Annotated in this window: 18 protein-coding genes; 2 read left to right on the top strand and 16 right to left on the bottom strand. The window is 65.1% G+C overall.

The genetic code is table 11. The features are described from left to right. Window positions 1–55: 55 nt before the first annotated feature. The 5 genes from AC1DFR_RS12260 to AC1DFR_RS12280 form a co-directional block, all read right to left on the bottom strand. On the bottom strand, window positions 56–1,018 hold the full coding sequence (locus AC1DFR_RS12260; RefSeq protein WP_476873451.1) for a LysR family transcriptional regulator: 963 nt from the start codon (window positions 1,016–1,018) through the stop codon (window positions 56–58). 75 nt (window positions 1,019–1,093) lie between these two features. Continuing rightward, the gene (locus AC1DFR_RS12265; protein ID WP_476873452.1) at window positions 1,094–2,671 is read right to left on the bottom strand and encodes a GMC oxidoreductase; all 1,578 of its coding nucleotides are present in this window, start codon (window positions 2,669–2,671) and stop codon (window positions 1,094–1,096) included. A 16-nt stretch (window positions 2,672–2,687) separates the two neighbouring features. Beyond that, window positions 2,688–4,169, bottom strand: a complete 1,482-nt coding sequence (locus AC1DFR_RS12270) for an MFS transporter (protein ID WP_476849712.1) — start codon at window positions 4,167–4,169, stop codon at window positions 2,688–2,690. Between the two features lie 185 nt (window positions 4,170–4,354). After that, window positions 4,355–5,152, bottom strand: coding sequence for a hypothetical protein (locus tag AC1DFR_RS12275; RefSeq protein WP_476873453.1), 798 nt, complete (start codon window positions 5,150–5,152; stop codon window positions 4,355–4,357). After that, entirely contained in the window at window positions 5,149–6,189 is a 1,041-nt protein-coding gene (locus AC1DFR_RS12280) for a Gfo/Idh/MocA family protein (protein WP_476873454.1), read from the bottom strand. The genes AC1DFR_RS12275 and AC1DFR_RS12280 overlap by 4 nt, the downstream gene beginning before the upstream one ends. A gap of 106 nt (window positions 6,190–6,295) precedes the next feature. On the opposite strand from AC1DFR_RS12280, the gene AC1DFR_RS12285 reads away from it, so the two are divergent. Next, the gene (locus AC1DFR_RS12285) at window positions 6,296–7,558 is read left to right on the top strand and encodes an ROK family protein (protein ID WP_476849715.1); all 1,263 of its coding nucleotides are present in this window, start codon (window positions 6,296–6,298) and stop codon (window positions 7,556–7,558) included. A 29-nt stretch (window positions 7,559–7,587) separates the two neighbouring features. On the opposite strand, the gene AC1DFR_RS12290 is transcribed toward AC1DFR_RS12285, so the two are convergent. After that, window positions 7,588–8,004 (bottom strand): C-glycoside deglycosidase beta subunit domain-containing protein, encoded by a 417-nt coding sequence (locus AC1DFR_RS12290; RefSeq protein WP_476873455.1) that lies wholly within the window; start codon window positions 8,002–8,004, stop codon window positions 7,588–7,590. Window positions 8,005–8,072: 68 nt separating this feature from the next. On the opposite strand from AC1DFR_RS12290, the gene AC1DFR_RS12295 reads away from it, so the two are divergent. Continuing rightward, a complete protein-coding gene (locus AC1DFR_RS12295; protein ID WP_476873456.1) occupies window positions 8,073–9,101 on the top strand; it encodes a restriction endonuclease subunit R in 1,029 nt (342 codons plus the stop codon). 84 nt (window positions 9,102–9,185) lie between these two features. Here the strand turns inward: AC1DFR_RS12295 and AC1DFR_RS12300 are convergent, their stop codons facing one another. The 10 genes from AC1DFR_RS12300 to AC1DFR_RS12345 form a co-directional block, all read right to left on the bottom strand. After that, window positions 9,186–10,190, bottom strand: coding sequence for a sugar phosphate isomerase/epimerase family protein (locus AC1DFR_RS12300; protein WP_028275812.1), 1,005 nt, complete (start codon window positions 10,188–10,190; stop codon window positions 9,186–9,188). 13 nt (window positions 10,191–10,203) lie between these two features. After that, the gene (locus AC1DFR_RS12305) at window positions 10,204–11,415 is read right to left on the bottom strand and encodes a Gfo/Idh/MocA family protein (protein WP_476849719.1); all 1,212 of its coding nucleotides are present in this window, start codon (window positions 11,413–11,415) and stop codon (window positions 10,204–10,206) included. Beyond that, window positions 11,412–11,810, bottom strand: coding sequence for a C-glycoside deglycosidase beta subunit domain-containing protein (locus AC1DFR_RS12310; protein ID WP_223913478.1), 399 nt, complete (start codon window positions 11,808–11,810; stop codon window positions 11,412–11,414). The genes AC1DFR_RS12305 and AC1DFR_RS12310 overlap by 4 nt, the downstream gene beginning before the upstream one ends. Window positions 11,811–11,818: 8 nt before the next feature. Beyond that, window positions 11,819–12,883: a sugar phosphate isomerase/epimerase family protein gene (locus tag AC1DFR_RS12315; RefSeq protein ID WP_476849720.1), complete on the bottom strand. Its 1,065-nt coding sequence runs from the start codon at window positions 12,881–12,883 to the stop codon at window positions 11,819–11,821. 20 nt (window positions 12,884–12,903) lie between these two features. Continuing rightward, the gene (locus AC1DFR_RS12320) at window positions 12,904–14,007 is read right to left on the bottom strand and encodes a sugar phosphate isomerase/epimerase family protein (RefSeq protein WP_476873457.1); all 1,104 of its coding nucleotides are present in this window, start codon (window positions 14,005–14,007) and stop codon (window positions 12,904–12,906) included. Further along, the gene (locus AC1DFR_RS12325; RefSeq protein WP_476859983.1) at window positions 14,004–14,399 is read right to left on the bottom strand and encodes a C-glycoside deglycosidase beta subunit domain-containing protein; all 396 of its coding nucleotides are present in this window, start codon (window positions 14,397–14,399) and stop codon (window positions 14,004–14,006) included. Before AC1DFR_RS12325 ends, AC1DFR_RS12320 begins: the two co-directional genes overlap by 4 nt. A 73-nt stretch (window positions 14,400–14,472) precedes the next feature. After that, entirely contained in the window at window positions 14,473–16,035 is a 1,563-nt protein-coding gene (locus tag AC1DFR_RS12330; protein ID WP_476873458.1) for a GMC oxidoreductase, read from the bottom strand. Further along, window positions 16,029–16,805, bottom strand: a complete 777-nt coding sequence (locus tag AC1DFR_RS12335) for a TIM barrel protein (protein WP_028275819.1) — start codon at window positions 16,803–16,805, stop codon at window positions 16,029–16,031. The genes AC1DFR_RS12330 and AC1DFR_RS12335 overlap by 7 nt, the downstream gene beginning before the upstream one ends. 30 nt (window positions 16,806–16,835) lie before the next feature. Further along, entirely contained in the window at window positions 16,836–17,207 is a 372-nt protein-coding gene (locus AC1DFR_RS12340; RefSeq protein WP_476849724.1) for a nuclear transport factor 2 family protein, read from the bottom strand. A gap of 6 nt (window positions 17,208–17,213) precedes the next feature. Continuing rightward, window positions 17,214–18,050, bottom strand: coding sequence for a carbohydrate ABC transporter permease (locus AC1DFR_RS12345; protein WP_476873459.1), 837 nt, complete (start codon window positions 18,048–18,050; stop codon window positions 17,214–17,216). Between the last annotated feature and the right edge of the window lie 3 nt (window positions 18,051–18,053).

An 18,053-nucleotide genomic window follows, 5' to 3' on the forward strand; every position in this document is an offset into this window, starting at 1 on the left:
GTGCGTTTCTTCGACTTTCGCAGGGATGGTCCGGATGGGGAACGGCGCTTTGGTTCTAGGTGGTATCCGCCGCGTGGATAGTTACCGGGTGCGCGGTGATGGGGAAAAGTTCGTGCAGCCGCGAACAGGCCCGCTGGACCACGGAACGCAGCCAGACGCTGGCAGGGTCCTCCGCCTGGGACGGGTGCCAGTACATCGCTTCCACGAGGGACGCTTCAGCGTCTTCGGAGAACCCCAGCACAACGATATCCGCGCCGCGCTGGGCCCGTGCTGCCAGCATCCCGGGGACGAGCGCCACGAGGTCTGTCCCTTCCACCAGGAGTGGCAGGGACAGGAACCCGGCCACCACAGCCGCCACGCGGCGCTGAATACCTCGCGATTCGAACAGCTTGTCCGCCGGGGTGCTGATTCCCTCACCGAAATAGCCGACGGCGTGGGGAACGGTGGCCAGGTCCTCCACAGTGAGCCGGGGCCGCTGGAGCAGGGGATTTCCCGTGTCAGCCACAGCAACAAAGCTGTCCCGGAACAGCTGCTTGCTGGCGCCCTGCATCTGGTACCCCGTGGGCCCGACGAGCAGGTCGATTTTTGAGTAGTCAGCCATCTGGCCCTGGATCCCGGACTTGGCTGTGGGAACGAAGTCCACTGACACTCCGGGGGCCTCCCCGCGCAGGATCCCCCGCAGCGGCCCCACGATCAGGGCCGCCGCGTAGTCCGAGGCGGCGATAATGAACTCCCGCTCGCTCGTGCCGGCGTCGAAGCCGGACCGCACCCGCGTGGCCCGCTGGATGTGAAGCATGGCTTCATCAACCAGCGGGACCAGGGACTGTGCGAAGGGCGTGAGGTCATAGGCGCGGCCGTTCCGCACCAGGAGTTCGTCGTCGAAATGGCGCCGGAGCCTGGCCATTGCGGCGCTGGTGGCCGGCTGGCTGAGCTGGAGCCTCTCGGCTGCCCGGGAGATATTCCGCAGTTCCAGCAGGACCTGCAGCTGGGGCAGCAGGTTGAGGTCCAGGTTCTTCATACCCACAGGTTATCCGTGCCTCGACGTCAGCCCGGCCACAGCTGGCGGGCGTCTGAGCCCCAACGAGCAGCTGACCTAGGCACTCTGCGAACCAAGCTCCTCAGCAACCTTCCGGGCACCGCGGACGGCGATGGCCACGCTCATCAGCGTGGGATTCATGGCCGTGGCCGTCGGAATGAGCGCATTTCCGCCCACCACCAGGTTGTTGTAGCCCCACACGCGTGACCAGGGATCCGCCACCGAGGTGCCGTCGTCGGTTTCACCCATGCGCATGGTGCCCTGGTAGTGCAGGCTCGAGCCGTTCGGCATGAGCCTGGGCTCGGCCACGAAGGCGCCAAGGGCCTTGCCGGCACGCCGCAGCCGCTCGGTTGCCTCGGCGATTTCCGCGTTTTCCCGTTCTGTGAGCGCGTACTCGATTCTCATGTTGGGGAATCCCCGGTAGTCCGGCTCATTGTCGTCGAACGTGACGGCATCCTCGTAGCGCGGGTGCTTGCGCATGCCGTAGCCCATGTTGACGTAGCCCCAGCGGTTCTCGGAGTACGGGGTTCCCGGCTCCATTGGGAACGGCGTGGTCTCGGTGTACATGACCTGGACGGAGAAGGGGTGTTCCGGCTCTGAGAACGGGATGCGGTTGACCGCCGCGACGGGGTCTGCCGGGTTCAGTGCGCGCCGGGCCAGCTCGGCCTTAAGGTCCTCTTCGGTGGCGTACCGCCCCATCCTTTCGGCGTCCAGCGCCACCGTGGAGATGACCACGGGATGCTCGGTCAGGTAGTGGCCGAGGGCCTGCGGCCGCACACCGGATGCCCAGAGGAGCTGCGGGGAGCGGAAGGCATCGGCGGCCACCACCACGATGTCTGCTGCCACGAATGACTTCTCCCCGGTGCGGAGGTCCTCGACGGTGACACCGGTGACCCGGTGTCCGTCCAGTTCCACGCGGCGGACCAGGGTGAGGTCACGGAGTTCGAACTGCTTCGAGAGCGGGCTGTCCTTGTCGATCAGCGGGCCGAGGACGACGTCGGCCCCCGCCCAGCGCACGGAGCCGTCGGGCTGCGGGTCCCCGGCAACCGGAAGGGTGCCCACGCCGTACCCTTCCGGCAGCTCCGCGCCGAACTCTTCATCGAGGAGGGTCCGAATGGCCTCACCAACGGCGGAGTCGGCAAACGCTGCGCTGTGGACGTGCAGCAGCTGCTTCGCGTCCTCAATCAGACCGTCCCATTCGTCGTCAGCTATGAAGGGGACTTTTTCACTGAAAGCGGGCGACGGCGTCGCGCAGGTCCAGTGCGCACCCTGGCCACCCACGTTGGTGGCCGCGGCCGCCGCGGGAAAACTCGAGGCGTGGGCGGAGCCCGCGCCGCCGAAGTCCAGAAGGTGGGTTCCCTGGCGCGCGGTGAACATGCCCTCGGTGACTGTGGCTGCCGGGATGCCGAGCGACTCCCGGTAGGCGCCGGCCTGCGGCCCCTGTGACATTTCGCGCGCACGAGCCTTTTCGCCAGGGTCGGCAATGTTGCGGACGCTTTCGCCGGGAACCTCCGTCACCTGCGGTCCGGCTTCGAACATCACCACCCGCGCGTTCGGGACCTGCTCGAGGAGGACCCGCGCATAGGTGGAGCCGATGGGCCCGCTGCCGACGATGGCGATGGTTGGGTTGGACATGTTGTCTCCTTTGAAATCAGGCCGAAAGGGATTCGGAAGTTGTTTGGGGGGCGGGAACGGGTTCGTCGGAGAGGCGCCCGTGCGGGAGCAGGACCGCCGCGACTATTCCCACGGCGTAGGTGGCCGCCAAGGCAATAAAGATGGGGGTGAAGACTGAGCCGTAGATCTGAGCCACGCTGGCCTGGACTGCCGGAGCGGCCCCTTTGACCAGTTGCGGGGTCAGGGTGGAAGCGTCCAGGCCCGCCGGCAAAAGGGCCGCCACGCCGAAGCCGATCACCCCGCCGATAATCGCCGTCGCCACTGTTGAGCCCACCTGCCGCACCAGGTTGATGGTCGCGGTGATGGTGCCGGTCTGGCTGGCGGGAGCAGCTCCCTGGACCACAGTGACGATCAGGCTCATGAACGCGCCGGTGCCCATCCCAACAACGGCCATGACGATCATGGGAACCCACAGCGGAAGCCCGGCGGGCAGCACCGCCATCACAAAGAGTCCGGCGGCCCCCAACGATGTTCCCAGGATGGGGAAGATCCGGTACCGCCCCGTCCTGCTGGCCAGCCATCCGGTGAGCAGGTTGCTGGTCAGCATGCCGAACACGGTTGCGATCGGCACGAGCCCGGACACGGTGGCGGTGGTCTGGTACGCCATTTGGACGTATGTGGGCAAATAGGCGGTGATGGAGAAGAGGCCGACCCCGATAATCGCCGAGAGTGCGGTGCCTGCCGCGATGGTCCGGTTGGCGAAGAAATGCAGGGGGACGATGGGTTCGGGTGCGCGGCGCTCAACAAAGTAGAAGGCAACAAAGCCCAGCATGCTGACCGCGAGCGCGGCAGCGGTGGCGGGGCCCGCGCTGCGTTCTGCGGCCCAGGTGGCGGCGAGGACAAGGGCCACCAGTGCAGCAGTAAATACAGCCGCCCCGGCAACATCGAAGTGGCGGGGCATGGGGCCAGGCTCCAGGTGGGGAACCGCAACCAGGGCAAGGGCCAGGGCTGCAGCGCCCACCGGGATGTTGATCCAGAAAACCCACTGCCATCCCCAGTAATCGGTGATGGCGCCGCCGAGAACGGGTCCAACCAGGACCGCGATGGGGAAAGCTGCGCCAATGATGGCCATGTAGCGCGGACGTTCCCGCTGCGAGGTGACCCTGGCGATGATGGTCTGCGACATCAGCTGCAGGCCCGCGGAGCTCATCCCCTGCAGGACGCGCGCGGCGATAAGCCAGGCCATGTCCTGCGAGAACCCGCAGGCCAGGGAGGCCGCCAGGAACATCACCAGCGAACCGAGGAAGATCCGGCGGGCTCCCAGGACATCACCTAGTTTGCCGAGCACCGGCAGCAGCACTGTGCTCGCGAGGGTGTATCCCACAACAACCCAGCTCATGAGCTTCAGCGCGCCCAGCTCACCCGCAACCGTAGCCAGGGATGTGGACACCACGGTGTGGTCCAAGGCCCCGAGGAACGAAACCGTGAGCAGGGAGATAACAAGGAGACGGAGTCTCAAAGGTGAAAGTGGCATAGTGATCTACCCGAACGATCGGGCCGTCGACGCGACGTATTGTGCCTCCGGCGCACCATCACGACGGAGAACGGGTTCGGAAGGAACCCCGGCGCCGTTACTCATGCTATCTCACTTTAGTTTGAAAGCAACAAAAGAATGCGTGAATTAGACGCCTATGGGGGCATTCCTTATGTAGCAAGCACGGCGCGCGTGAGGGACATGTCCTCGAGCAGCTCATCCAGGTCCGTTCCGGGCTGACCCGAAGACTGCGCCTCGATAGCCCGGCGCAGCGCCAGACGGGCTGATGATTCATAGCGCTCCGGAGCCCTTAGTGCCCCGTCCCCGGTGGACGTCTCCAGCCGCGTCAGCCCGGCCTGCTGGTCCACGGTAACTTCGGTTCGCACCTCGCCGAGGGCCAGCACCTGGAGCAGGCCGTCGGCGTGAAGGCCTGCTGACCCCGTCGCCCCCAGGGTGACGGGTATTGCCCCGCCCGCGGATCCCCCTGAATCCAGCAGAGCAATCCTGGCTTGCGCCGTGGCACTGCACACCTGGAGCGTCAACGGGCCCCGGACCAGTGACCGGGCCCAGCCCAAGCCGTCGCGGATTACCGCTTCAAGACCTGCCGCGGGGGCAGCGCACTCGACGGTGACGAGCCGGGCCGGCCTTCCTCGTCTGGCCCGGAGGGCATCGGCAACCACATCCGGGCGCAGCCGGGGACGTTCAACGATGACCGGGATGTCACCGGGCCACGGGTAGGCTCCGATTCCTTTCTGCGGGAGCGCAGCAGGGTCCGCAATCACCACGGCCGCCGCTCCCCTGGCCCGGGCGTCCAGCATGCCCTGCCACCAATCGCCGGATCCAGGCACCACAGCCACCGCCCCGCTGACGTCTCCGGTGAGTGCAGCACTGACGGAAAGCTCGGCGACAGCCGCGACATAGGAGGGCAACACCGTGAAGATGCCGAGCCCTGGATCTGCCGAACTCATTGCGACATCCCTTCCAGAACCTTGGCTGCGGCAGCATCGGCCAGGTCGATTGCAAAGTGCGAGTCAGCCAGCAGCTCGTCGTACTCCACCGGGACCCCGCCTTCAAGGAGCGAGGCAAGCAGGCGCCACTCAGCCATATAGCCGTCTTCCGGATCCCGCCTGTACTCCGTCCACTGCCCGTCCGTGCTTCGCACTCGGGTGGCCGCGCTTCCGGCATGGACAAAGGCGGGCGGGAAATTCACCTCGATGCGGTCGTGGGAGGTGGCGATATTCATCCTCCAGAGGGCATCCGGTCCTTCCGGAAGCATGGTAAGCGCCAGCTGGACCAGGATTCCGCCGGCCCGATACCCCACAAGGTAGCCGACTGGCGGAGCGACCCTGGCGTAGACAACCTCGTCGATGCCTGGCGCGATGTCCCTCACGGCCGGGAGATCATGGATCGCAAGACCGGTCAGCAGCTGCCGCAGGACGCCGGCCGCAACCGCAGGACTGTCGAGGTCCAGGCGTCCCCTCCGGGCGGACTGGAAAGGGCCGCCCTCGGCGACCAGCCGGTGGTACCTGTCATTCGGCGGGAGCGCCAGCGTCACGGAGATCGCCTGCACCCGGCCCGCGAGGGCCACAAGATGATGCCTGGCCCGCCCCCACGCGGCGTCAAACAGGTGGTTCGTCCCCACCAGAAGGACCGTTCCCGCGAGCCGGCAGGCAGAGATGACTTCGTCGGCTTCTTCCCTGCTGGTGGCCAACGGCTTCTCGCAAAAGATTGCAGGCTTCCCCGCGGCTACAGCCGCCAGGATTTGGCGGGCATGTTCAGCGGGCGGGCTGCAGATGGCCACAAGGTGGACAGCCGGGTCCGCAAGCAGGTCCGCCTCCCCCACTGACCACCGGGCACCAAGCCTTTCGGCCAGGCCCTGGGCGCGCCCACTTCCCGCATCGGCAATGTGCACCACCTTGAACAGCTCCGCCAGGCGCCCCAGCACCGGCAGATGCAGGGCCGCGACGCCCGGCCCGGCCCCAAGAACTCCTATACTCCAAGGCATCGTTGCCCTCCCCCTTTTGTCCTTATTATTCATAAGTACGGAAATATCCGGCTATAGTCGCGTTCAACCCCACCTTAGTCCCCTCTTATGTGTGAGAATTGTGATCATGACGACAGAGTCCACACTCCGCTTTGGAGCACAAACGGATGAAGTGACGAGCCTGCTGAGGATCGTCAACCTGGTGCGAACGGGCGAGGCAACAACGCGCCCTGAAATCGGCAAGGTCACCGGGCTGGGCAGGGGCGTTGTCAGCCAGCGTGTGGACCAGGCCATTGAAATCGGCTTTCTCGGGGATGGAGAATTCGGCGCCTCCTCCGGTGGCCGCGCACCCCGGACCCTTCGCTTCCGCGCGGAGCAGGGCCGGATCGTCATATGTGCCCTCGGAGCCGCTCATATAAGGGTTGGCGTCACTGCCCTGGACGGCGACATCCTGGCACACACGCACCGCACCTGGGATATCGCCCAGGGCCCCGAGAAAACCATTGACGCCGTGATGGCCCTCGTTGACGACGTGCTGAAAAAGGATCACCAAGTGCCCGTCTGGGGTGTGGTGGTGGGCCTCCCCGGCCCGGTTGACTTCGCCACGGGACAACCGGTGGCACCTCCGATCATGCCCGGGTGGAATGGATTCGATGTCCGCACACCCTTCGAGGACCGCTTTAACGCACCGGTGTGGGTGGATAACGACGTCAACTTGCTTGCCCTTGGTGAGCGCGCCCGGCGTCGCGAATCCCTCGCGAACCTCATCTATTGCAAGATCGGTTCCGGCATCGGTGCCGGCCTGCTGTCCCAGGGCAGGATCCACCGCGGCGCCAACGGCGCGGCCGGCGACATCGGCCATGTCCGGGTTTCCGACTCCCATGCCCAATGCCGCTGCGGCAAGATCGGCTGTCTCGAAGCGGTGGCCAGCGGCTGGGCCCTGGTCAGGGACGCGGAAGAGGCTGTCAGGGAAGGCACCCACAGCTCCCTGGCTCCGCTGGCAAAAAAGGGGACACTGACCCTCGAGGAGATCACCCTCGCGGCCCAGGCCGGGGACCCGCTGGCCATCACACTGATTCAAAAGTCGGCCCGGGTAGCGGGTGAGACCATTGCAGCCCTGGTGAACATGTTCAACCCCGGAATCATCGTCATCGGCGGGGCCATGGGATCGGCCGGCGAAGTATTCCTGGCCGAAGTGCGCCAGCGGGTCTACGAACTGTCCCTGCCGCTCGCCACCCGCGACCTCACCATCACCTTGTCCGTCAACGATGAACGCGAACCCCTGCGCGGAGGAGCCGAGCTGGCGCGCGAGCAGCTGTTCGATGTCACCTTCCCGCGCTGGTTTGCTGACGGCAGGCCCTCACCGGAACGGCACGCCGTTCCCGCATAGGGTCCACTGCGTGGACTGGGCATAGCCGCTCAGGCCACGTCGCGGGAAACGCTGAGTACCGGCGCCCGGTCAAGCTCCAGCTGGGCCTCCAGATGGAACGGCAGGACCAGCGGCGAACCGGGACGCGCCTGAAGGTAGGGCACCAGCAGCTGGAAGTCGACGGCGATGGCGTGCACCCCGAGGGAAAGCTCGCGCCTGCCGGCCAGGACCAGCCTGTCCTGCACGAACCACCACCCGGACTCCGCCTGCAATGCGTCCGCACCCACGCGTCGGGCCCCCAGCACCACCACCAACTCCCGTGGTGCCACCGGGACGCCGTCGACCTCAACTGCGAGCTCAGCCACGCTGGAAAGGGGCATTGAGCGGATCCATGACAGGCCGAGCCGGAGTTCAAAGCCTTCCGGCGTGGCCGTCAGCGCATCTTCGCGCAAAGCGGTTTGCAACATGACTTTCGTCCTTTATCCTAAAAATGACATAAGTTTGTCATTAACAAACATAAATGGGAAGGCATCACATGGCCTCCGCACTTCCTGAGAACTGGACCCTCTGCGCCAGCTCGTTCAACTGGACTCCGGAGATCACGGCAGCCCGGCGGACAGCCGCGGACGTTGTGATTGGCATCGCGGAGTCCGTGACGAAGACAATAGAGCTCGAACCTGGGCTGCTGTGGCGGTCCTTCCCCGCTCCGCAGGACGCCGAGGTAGACGAACTGCGGGATTCGCTGGCGGCAAGAGGGGGACGCGTCAGCATCGTTGGCGCCAGCCTCGACGACTTCACGTCCCCAACCGACCGCCGCTCGTTGCAGGAGCGTTTGGACTTCCTGGTCCCCCAGCTCAGCGCCGCCAGCCGAGTGGGTGCCCGCGGGATCCGGTTACCGATCGGACAGGCGGGCACGGAACTGCTCACGCTGCTGCAGCCGCTGCTGCATGAACTCGATCTGGTGCTGTACGAAGAAATCCAAGGGCAGCAGACTCCAAACAACCCTTCGGTGGCACCAGCACTGGATGCGATAGCCGGACTGGCAGATGAGCGCGTGCGGGTACTCGTCGACATCAGCATGCTCATGCCGGCCCTTCCCGTCACGTACCTTCATGAGTTGCGGCGGGGCGGCGTACCTTCCGATCTTCTGGCGCGCCTGGAGAACGACTGGCGCGATCCCGCCACCCACGATGCCGTTACCGCCCTGCTCCGCGCAGGGAAGGTTCCGCCGCGCATCCACACGGTCTTCATGAACCTGCTCATCCGCTTCGGCCGCAGTGACGCCGCAGACCTGCAGGGCATCCTCCCCCTGGTGGGCGCCTTCCATCTGAAGTTCTGGGATCTGGACGACGACGGCGGCCGGGTTTCCCAGCCGCTGCATGACCTCGGCAGCCTGCTGCGCGGGACCGGCTTCACGGGCACGCTGACCAGCGAATGGGGCGGCCACGAGTGGCTGCAGGACGACCCAACGGAGATGACGCGGAGTCACCTGGCCCTGGCGGGGGCAGCCCTCGCGGAGCCAGCAGCGGTGGAGCCGGCACTAGCGGCCCGGGCTGCCCTCTGACCGATATAAAAAGCTGACCGGAGACAAGAAGCTCATGGCACAGGAGAGGCCGGCCCCGCGGGGCCGGCCTCACTTGTCTGCGAATTATTTCGTGCTGAATGCGGCGTCGAAAGCTGCGGCGGAGGGTTCATAGCCGGAGAGCCGGCGCACGAAAGCCAGCGCCTCGGGGGCGCCATCCAGCCGGTCCATTCCGGCGTCCTCCCACTCCACGGACAGCGGCCCGCGGTAGTCGATGGCGTTCAGCATCCGGAACGCATCCTCCCACGGCACGTCGCCGTGGCCGGTGGAGATGAAGTCCCAGCCGCGTCGCGGATCAGCCCAGGGCAAGTGGGAGGAGAGCCGGCCGTTGCGCCCGTTGGACAGGCGCTTCTTCGTGTCCTTGCAGTGCACATGGTAGATCCGGTCCTTGAAGTCCCACAGGAACCCCACAGGGTCGATGTCCTGCCACACCATGTGGCTCGGGTCCCAGTTCAGGCCAAAGGCCTCGCGGTGCCCGATCGCCTCGAGGGCGCGCTGCGTTGTCCAGTAGTCGTAGGCGATCTCTGACGGGTGCACCTCATGGGCGAACCGGACGCCCACCTCGTCAAAGACATCGAGGATGGGGTTCCACCGGTCGGCAAAATCCTGGTAGCCGGCGTCGACCATCTTTTCGGAGGCGGGCGGGAACATCGCCACGTACTTCCAGATGGACGATCCCGTAAAGCCGGTCACCGTTTTCACGCCCAGCTTTGCGGCGAGCCGTGCAGTGTTCTTCAGTTCCTCGGCAGCACGACGGCGGACCCCTTCAGGATCGCCGTCGCCCCATACGACGTCCGGCAGGATGCCGCGGTGCCGTTCGTCGATCGGGTCGTCGCAGACGGCCTGGCCCTTGAGGTGGTTGGAGATGGTCCACACTTTGAGGCCGTGGCGTTCAAGAATGTCCAGCTTGCCCTGCACATAGGCGTCGTCGTCCCAGCGCCAGGGATCCAGGTGGTCACCCCAGCAGGCGATCTCCAGCCCGTCGTAGCCCCACTCGCCGGCGAGCCGGGCCACCTCCTCGAACGGCAGGTCGGCCCACTGGCCGGTGAACAAGGTAATTGGTCGTGCCAAATACTTCCCCTCCTCAACTGGCCGGCACGGGAACGCCGGCAGCGACCCGTGTCCAGGCGGAATCGTTTTCGGAACTGCGCTCGACAGCGTCGAGCACCCGCTGCACCCTCAGCCCGTCGGCGAACGACGAATGCGGGACGGCGCCGCCCACGATGCCTTCCACGAGGTCCTTGACCTGGTGGGAGAACCCGTGCTCGTAACCGAGCATGTGCCCTGCCGGCCACCACGCCGAAACGTAGGGATGCTCCGCTTCCGTGACCAGGATCTTCCGGAAGCCCTGGCGGTCCGCAGGGGCCGTGCGGTCGTAGAACTGGACGCTGTTGAGGTCCTCCAGGTCGAAGGCCAGGGCGCCCTTGTCCCCGGAAACCTCAATCTGCAGCGCGTTCTTCCGGCCGGTGGCAAACCGGGTGGCCTCGAACGACGCCAGCGCGCCGGATTCGAAGCGGCCCGTGAAGATGGCGATATCGTCCACCGTCACCTGGCCGGAGCCGACGCCGGCAGCGCCGGAAAGCCCGGTATCGGAAGGTCCGGAGCCTGAAGTGGAGCCCTTCAAAAGAGGCCGCTCCTTCACGATGGTGTCGATAACGCCGGACACCTTCGCCAGGTTCAAGCCGGTGACGAACTGGGCCAGGTCGATGGCGTGGGCACCGATATCCCCCAGGGCCCCCGAGCCGGCGTGTTCCTTCTGCAGGCGCCACGCCAGCGGCATCTCCGGGTCCACCAGCCAGTCCTGCCGGTAGGAGGCACGCACCTGGTTGATCGTGCCCACGGCGCCTTCGGCGATGAGGTTGCGGAGGAAGGTGACGGCCGGAACGCGGCGGTAGGTGAAACCGACCATTGCCTGGATGCCCCGGGCAGCCGCCCGTTCGGCAGCTTCGGCCATCGCTTCGGCTTCCGCCACCGAGTTGGCGAGTGGTTTTTCGCACAAAACGTGCTTACCGGCCTCCAGCGCGGCGATCGCGATTTCGGCGTGGGAGTCGCCGGGGGTGACGATATCGACGACGTCGATATCGTCACGGGCGATCACGTCCCGCCAGTCTGTTGCTGACTCGGCCCAGCCCCACTTGCTGGCAGCGGCGGCGACCGCTTCAGCGTTACGGCCGACGATAACCGCCATTTCCGGCTCGGCAGGCAGGCCGAATACCCGCGGCGCCGTCCGCCAGCCTTGGGAGTGGGCAGCACCCATGAAGCCATAACCGATCATGGCCACGCGCAGGGTTTTCATGCGAGCACCACCGTCCGTTCAACCGCGACGCGGTTGCCCACGTAGCGCATCGGCGCGATCTGCATATACAACAGGCGCAGGGTGAGGATGACCTCGACGTCGATCTCCTCGCCGGCGTCGGGGACGCGGTCCAGCGGGATGATCACGTCGGGCTTGTCTGCGACGAACCACAGGGTTTCCCATTGCTCCGGGAGTTCAGCTATGGAGTAGGACTTGTCCTGCAATTCGAAGCGGAGGGACTCCTTGGGAATCTCCACGCCATTGACCGTTGCAACGACGTCGTCAACGGCGGACAGCCAGAGGCTGCGGTACCAGGGCAGCTGCACCGATACGGCAATCCCCTCGGGGTGCCTGCGGACGTCGGTGTCCTGGAACAGGGAATTGTGAGTTGCCATGGCTTTCCTTACTTAACAGTCTCGACCAGGGTCGCGTGGGAGTCGGATGCATTTGGATCAGCGGCTTCTTCGATGGCATGCCGCATCAGCGTGTGCTGCTTCTTGACGAGGTCGATCGGATCGGATTCGCCCAGGTCGGCGAACGCGTGGCCCTCCCACTCGCTGGACAGGTAGCCCTGGTAGCCGCCCTTGACGAACTGGCGCACAATGCGGGGAATGTCCATCGCGGGTTCATTGCCGTGTTCGTCGATGTCGTAGAACTTCGCGTGGACATGGAAGATCTGCGGCATGATATCCAGCCATTCCTCCGGCGGAACCAGTCCGTGCATGTTGAACGCCAGCCGGGTGAAGGGACCAAGGCGCGCGGGGTCGAAGTTGTTGGCGTTCAGGTAGTCCTCGAACTCCTGGTTGCGTTCCTGCATCGGCAACGGCTTGCGCCAGATGTCCTGCATGACGGCAAAGTGCTCCTCGGGCAGCCCCATTTGCGTCAACGTGCGGAAGAGGGTCGGGGAAAGGCTGTGCATCGTCGAGCTGAAGTCTGCGGTGAAACCGAGCCGGTCGCTTCCCAGTTCCTCGTACATCTCGCGGATCTGCAGGATCTTGGGATCGTTCGGCCCCTGCGGCGCGTGAATTTCGTAGCCGAGCTTCTGGTCGTATTTCTCGGCCAGGGGAAGCAGCCGGCGGAGCAATTCCTTGCCCGCGGAGCGGATCACCACGCGGTGGAAACCAAGCTTGTTGGCCGTGTGCAGCTGCGCGGCGAAGAAGTCGTACTCCTCATCGGGTGTCATGTCCCGGTCCTTGCGGCGGCCCATGTCCAGGTTGGTGCCCACTGCGCTGGGGGTCAGGCCGTAGCGGTCCATGCTGTCGCGCCACAGGCGGACGAAGTCGTCGTCGACGTCCGGGTAGGTGCGCAGCATCTGGGCGATGTTGAACTCAACCCCCGGGCCGAGGCCTTCATCTGCAACAGCTTTGATCAGCGTCTCAGGGGTGTAGAGCCCGGCGGCGAACTCGGAGGTGAGCGAATAGAGGGTAATGCCAAGCTCGATGCCCGAGCCTGCGATGCCTTCTGACATAATTTCTGGTTCCTTCGTTGTCAGCCGCGGACGGGCTGGGCGAGATGGCTATTGAGGATGCGGCGGGCTTCTGAAGGGTCGGTGATCATGGCCGAACCGGCGTTGGCGGCCGCTGAGCGCTGGACTGCCTGCTCGCCGCGGATAATGTCGAACGGGTCCTGCCAGTTGTTCCAGTGCCAGCCTTCGTATTCGCTGGAGATTGCGCCGGAGTAGCCGTGCTCAACCAGTTGCCGGACAAGGCTCCGAACCGGCACCGAGGGCTCTTCGCCGGTCTCGTCGATGCCGAAGAACTTGCCGTGCACGTGGCGGACCCAAGGCATGATCTCCAGCCAGGTGTCCAGCGGGGCAGGACCGAAAAGCCCTGTTCCGTTGATGGCGAAGTCAATGCCAAGATCGGGCCGGCCGTTCCGGGCGGCCAGGCCGATGAAGGCACCGAAGCGTTCACCGTGAACCTTTTGCGTGTTTGGCGGTCCGTCGACGTAGAAACCATTCCACAGGTCAACCACCTGTCCGAGAAGTTCCTCCGAAGCACCACGGCGGCGGTAGGCCTCCAGCAGGGACGGCGCAAAACCGGTAACGGTGGCACCCCAGTCGGCGGTGAAGCCGAGCAAGGGGGAATTGAGTTTCTCGTAGCGGTCGCGAAGGGCCAGGACACGCTCGTGGGCGCCGTGCTGGTCCGCGTGGACTTCGAGGGCCAGGGTGACGCCGTACTTCTCAGCCACGGGCAGCAGGCTTTCCATGGCGTCCGGAGTCAGCGAGATCTGCACCCGGGCGATCGGGAAGCCGAGCCTGGCCGCTACTTCGATCTGCTTGCGCATGTATTCGACAAGCTCGTCATGGTTCATCAGCCGGTCGCGGCGGATTCCGGTGTCAACGTTGACTGCGAGGGAGGTGGGGACCAGGTCAACCTCGGCCACAAGATCACGGAACTGGCCCACGAAGTTGTCATCGATCCGGTCCGGGAAGCCGCGCAGGCTGGAGAATCCGATGACTTCAAGCCCTGGGCCGAAGCCTTCGGCCGCCACTTTGCGGATCATGCCATCGAGGTCATACTGCCGGGCGTGGAAGGCCCGGGTGAAGCTGTAAAGGGTGACGCCCTGGATCGGCGTGCCGAGGCTGGTCATCGCTGTCCCACCTTCATGGTCTTGGTGTCGTGCTCTTCAATGTGCAGCACGCCGTGGTCGGTGATGATGTAGGGGATGTAGAGCTTCAGGTCCACCCTGACCTCGTGCTCGGTCCGGCTGTCCGGGACGGGAAGGTCACCCGAAAGGACTGCCGAGTCCAGCGGGAACCACCATTCGCCGGTCTCGTCCACGAGTTCCTCGAAGCTGAAAGTGCGGTTGTTCATGGTCCAGCGCAGTGAGCCCTCGGGGGCGGCGACGCCGTCCACTGTCAATGCAGCTCCAGCGATGCAGGAACCCGGCAGGGCCCGGTACCAGGGGATGCGGACTTCGACGGCGGTACGGCCGTCCTGGGTGATCAGTGTTCCCTGCTCGATTATGCGGTCGGCGATCATCGAGACCTCCTTGTCTGCGGCATGCCTTGCCTGTGATGGAACGAAATAGCAGCGGCATCGCACCACTTATTCATTATTTAGTCAGTCTATTGTCTGATTCAGACATAAGTAAAGAGCTGTTGAGTTCTTCTGTGAGTTTCCGGGCGCCGCGCACTGCGAGCGCCACAGCGGTCAGCGTGGGATTGCATGCCGTGGCGGTGGGAATGACGCCGTTGCCAGCCACGAAGAGGCCGGGGACCTGCCACACCTGGCTGTCGGGCGAACACACGCTCTCGCCGTCGTCCCTTGCACCCATCCTGGTTGTGCCCTGGTAGTGAAGCGATGCGCCGGGCGGCATGACGAACGGACGCTCGTCGAGCGGTTCACCCACCGCCTTGCCCAGGCGGACAATTTCCTGCTTGGCGCGGTCCAGCACCTCGTGATCCCGCTCTGTGAGGCGATAGTGGATGCGCATGGCGGGCATTCCGTACGAGTCGCGGACACCGTCGTCGAATGCCACCCGGTCCTCGCGCTGCAGATCCTTGGCGCAGAACAGGCCAAGCCCCACGATAGAGCCCGGGACAACGGGGTCATCGTCGGCCAAGGGAACCGGTGACGCATCCAGTTGCATGATCTGGCCGTGGAAGGGCGCCCCGTCCGTGTAGGGAACCCAGGCAACTCCGCTCTGCTCACTGAGCGCGCCGTTGACGGCTGCCCGGCCCTGCGGAGCCGTGACATCGCGCAGCCGGCTCGCGAACACTACCTGCGCCTGGTCGTTGAGGTAGCGGCCCAGGGCGTCAGGCCGGATCCCGGAAGCCCACAGCAGCTGCGGCGTGCGCAGGGCATCCGCACCCACCACAACGTAGCGGGCGGCCACCTGATGGGTTTCGCCGCTGCGGCGGTCCTGGACTTCGATGCCGGCAGCAGCGCCATCCTCCAGGAGCACACGCGTTACCAGCGCCTCATCAAAGAGTTCAAACTGCGGATTTTCGCGGGTCACATCCCCCATCACGACGTCGGAACCTGACCAGACCAGGCCGCCGTCCTCCCGCCGGTGTACAGCAAGAGGCATGGGCTGGACGCGGTAGGCGGTGTCACGGCCCGCGTCCACGGCGGCGGCGAGTCGTTCCCGGACGAGGTCAGAGAACGGAGCCCCGTCGAAGGCGGAGGTGGTCACCCCCAGCAGTCGGTCGGCGTCGTCAAGAAGCTCTTCAAGGTCCGGCAGGAACGGAATGCGCTCTTTGCCGCCCGGGCGCGGGCAGGCAGCGGTCCAGTGGGCGGCCATGCCGCCCACGTTGCTGGACATGGCGGCAACGGGCATCCCGTCCTCGCCGGGAAAGACGTAGCCATCCTGGAGCAGGTAGGTGCCGGGCCTGGCCCTTCGCTCCCCGCTTTTGACCGCGCCGGGTGAGTTCACGGTTTCGGCACCTGCACCGGGACCTTCCGATGCCCGCTGCGCGAGGCTGCGGCGTTCAGGATCCTCAATGTTCTTGACGTGCGCCCCGGGTGGATTGCTGACCGTGGGGCCCACCTCGAACATGGCGATGGTGGCACCAGGAGCTTCCTCGCTGAGGATCCGCGCGTATGCCGATGCCGTGGGGCCGCTGCCGACGATGGCGACGTCGACCGCAACGGGATACCGGTTACCGCTCACCATCCCGCCACCAGTTCCTGGATGCGCCGGACGGACTTCGCCGAGTCGATCGTCGGATAGTACTCGAGCCCGATGGGGCCGGCATACCCGCTGTTCCCCAGGTCCGTGAGCCGGGCGTGCCAGTCGATGGATCCCGAGCCGGGTTCGCCGCGCCCCGGCGCATCGGCGATCTGAACATACTTGATGAGGTCGCCGGCGTTGGCGAGCTCGGCGGCCACGTCCTCGCCCTCGACCGTGGAGTGGTAGAGGTCGTAGAGAACGCCGAAGTTGGGCGAGTTGACGCCCTTGGCGACATAGACGGCTTCCGAGGTCCGGTCCAGGAGGGCTCCCGGGTGGTCAACCCTGACGTTGACCGGTTCGAGGACCAGGGTGATGCCGGAACCCTCGATGTGCGCGACGCCTCGGGTGAAGATCTCGATCAGTTCGTCCAGCTGGTCCTGCCGCTTGCGGCCGCCGAATCCGGTACCGCTGCCCACTACCATCCGGGGGCAGCCGAGCTGCTGTGCCACTTCGACGCCGGCGTCCAGCCCGGTGTAGAAAGCATCGTGGTTGCGGGGCGGGATCATGAACTGCATACGCGGTTCCGCCAGTTGGGAGGTGAGCTGGACTCCGGTTTCCTCGAGTGCGTGCTTCAGGGCCGGGATGTCTTTGCCCGTTGGGCCCCACATTTCGACGGCGTCGAAGCCGGCTGCTGCCGCCGCGCGAACCCGGTCGGCAGCACTTTCGCCTGCTTCGGCGAACAAAAGGTCGATATTGGGCGAAAGTTGAAACATGGATGTCTCCTAGGGAATTGAGATGGTGGTCTAAAACATGGGGTGGTCGTGGACCGGGTGCTCGGGAACCGGCTGAAGCACGTCCCAGTGCTCAACAATCCGCCCGTTTTCGAAGCGGTAAATGTCTGCGACGGCGGCGTCGGGACGCCCGGGACCTGAAGCGCGTACATGCACCAACGCCAGGTCACCGTCCACCAGGATGCGCTGAACCTCGAACCGGGAGTCTGGCGATCCGTCGAACTTCGGCGTCAGCATTCTTACTGCCGCCTCAGGCCCGTCAGGAATGGTCGGGTTGTGCTGCCGGTAGTCGTCGGCCACAAGGAAGTCGAAGGCTTCACGCACCCGTTTTTGGGTGTAGAAGATCTCCACGAAGCGCTCGAACGCTGCGCGGTTGTCAACCATCGCGGGTCAGCCCTTCAAGCCGCCGGAGAAGCCCTGGATGAACCGTTTCTGCGCGAACAGGAACAGCGCCAGGATGGGAATCATGGAGACGATCACTATCGCGAAGATCGAGTTCCACTGGGAGACCAGGGAGCCGATGTAGTAGTACATGGCCACCGGCAGCGTCTGGTTGACGGAGCCGCCCAGGAAGATCAGCGACGTGAAGAAGTCGTTCCACACGATGAGCCCGGCGAAGATGGTGACCGTTCCCGTGGCTGGGGCCATCATGGGGAACACCACCTTGGAGAAAATCTGGGATTTGCTGGCGCCGTCGATGGTGGCCGCTTCTTCGTAGTCCGTGCCGAGGCCGCGGAAGAAGTTTGCGTAGAGGAAGATCGACAACGGCAGGAGCATGCCCGTGTAGAGGATGATCAGGCCCCAAGCGGATCCGGTGAGCCCAAGGGCCCGTGCACCCATGTAGAGCGGGACGGCGCCGAGCTGGCCGGGGAGGATGATGGCGATCAGGAAGAGGTAATACGCGCCCTTGCTCCAGCGTCGGGTGCTGCGGGAGATGACATATCCGGTGATGGAACCGAGTGCGATCAGCCCCACGATGCTGCCTGCGGTGATGATGGCGCTGTTGACCAGGCCCATCACCACGTTGGAGTTGCCGGTGGCGGTGAGGACGTCGATAAAGTTGCTGAAGTCGGGGCTTGTTGGCGGAGCCAGGGCCGAGGTGGTGAACAACTCGTTGTCCGGCTTCAGGGCAGTTGTCACCAGGAAGTAGAACGGCGCGAGGAACACCAGGGCCAGCGCCCAGAGGCCGACTTCGCGGAGCAGGGTGAGTTTGGTGTAGCGGAACATGGC

The organism is Arthrobacter sp. 05T410, from assembly GCF_056396505.1.

Bases quoted from the DNA above. Each gene is read 5' to 3' on its own strand.
- AC1DFR_RS12260 (WP_476873451.1), bottom strand. From the start codon at position 1,018: ATGAAGAACCTGGACCTCAACCTGCTGCCCCAGCTGCAGGTCCTGCTG.
- AC1DFR_RS12265 (WP_476873452.1), bottom strand. From the start codon at position 2,671: ATGTCCAACCCAACCATCGCCATCGTCGGCAGCGGGCCCATCGGCTCC.
- AC1DFR_RS12275 (WP_476873453.1), bottom strand. From the start codon at position 5,152: ATGAGTTCGGCAGATCCAGGGCTCGGCATCTTCACGGTGTTGCCCTCC.
- AC1DFR_RS12280 (WP_476873454.1), bottom strand. From the start codon at position 6,189: ATGCCTTGGAGTATAGGAGTTCTTGGGGCCGGGCCGGGCGTCGCGGCC.
- AC1DFR_RS12285 (WP_476849715.1), top strand. From the start codon at position 6,296: ATGACGACAGAGTCCACACTCCGCTTTGGAGCACAAACGGATGAAGTG.
- AC1DFR_RS12290 (WP_476873455.1), bottom strand. From the start codon at position 8,004: ATGTTGCAAACCGCTTTGCGCGAAGATGCGCTGACGGCCACGCCGGAA.
- AC1DFR_RS12295 (WP_476873456.1), top strand. From the start codon at position 8,073: ATGGCCTCCGCACTTCCTGAGAACTGGACCCTCTGCGCCAGCTCGTTC.
- AC1DFR_RS12305 (WP_476849719.1), bottom strand. From the start codon at position 11,415: ATGAAAACCCTGCGCGTGGCCATGATCGGTTATGGCTTCATGGGTGCT.
- AC1DFR_RS12310 (WP_223913478.1), bottom strand. From the start codon at position 11,810: ATGGCAACTCACAATTCCCTGTTCCAGGACACCGACGTCCGCAGGCAC.
- AC1DFR_RS12315 (WP_476849720.1), bottom strand. From the start codon at position 12,883: ATGTCAGAAGGCATCGCAGGCTCGGGCATCGAGCTTGGCATTACCCTC.
- AC1DFR_RS12320 (WP_476873457.1), bottom strand. From the start codon at position 14,007: ATGACCAGCCTCGGCACGCCGATCCAGGGCGTCACCCTTTACAGCTTC.
- AC1DFR_RS12325 (WP_476859983.1), bottom strand. From the start codon at position 14,399: ATGATCGCCGACCGCATAATCGAGCAGGGAACACTGATCACCCAGGAC.
- AC1DFR_RS12330 (WP_476873458.1), bottom strand. From the start codon at position 16,035: ATGGTGAGCGGTAACCGGTATCCCGTTGCGGTCGACGTCGCCATCGTC.
- AC1DFR_RS12335 (WP_028275819.1), bottom strand. From the start codon at position 16,805: ATGTTTCAACTTTCGCCCAATATCGACCTTTTGTTCGCCGAAGCAGGC.
- AC1DFR_RS12340 (WP_476849724.1), bottom strand. From the start codon at position 17,207: ATGGTTGACAACCGCGCAGCGTTCGAGCGCTTCGTGGAGATCTTCTAC.
- AC1DFR_RS12345 (WP_476873459.1), bottom strand. From the start codon at position 18,050: ATGTTCCGCTACACCAAACTCACCCTGCTCCGCGAAGTCGGCCTCTGG.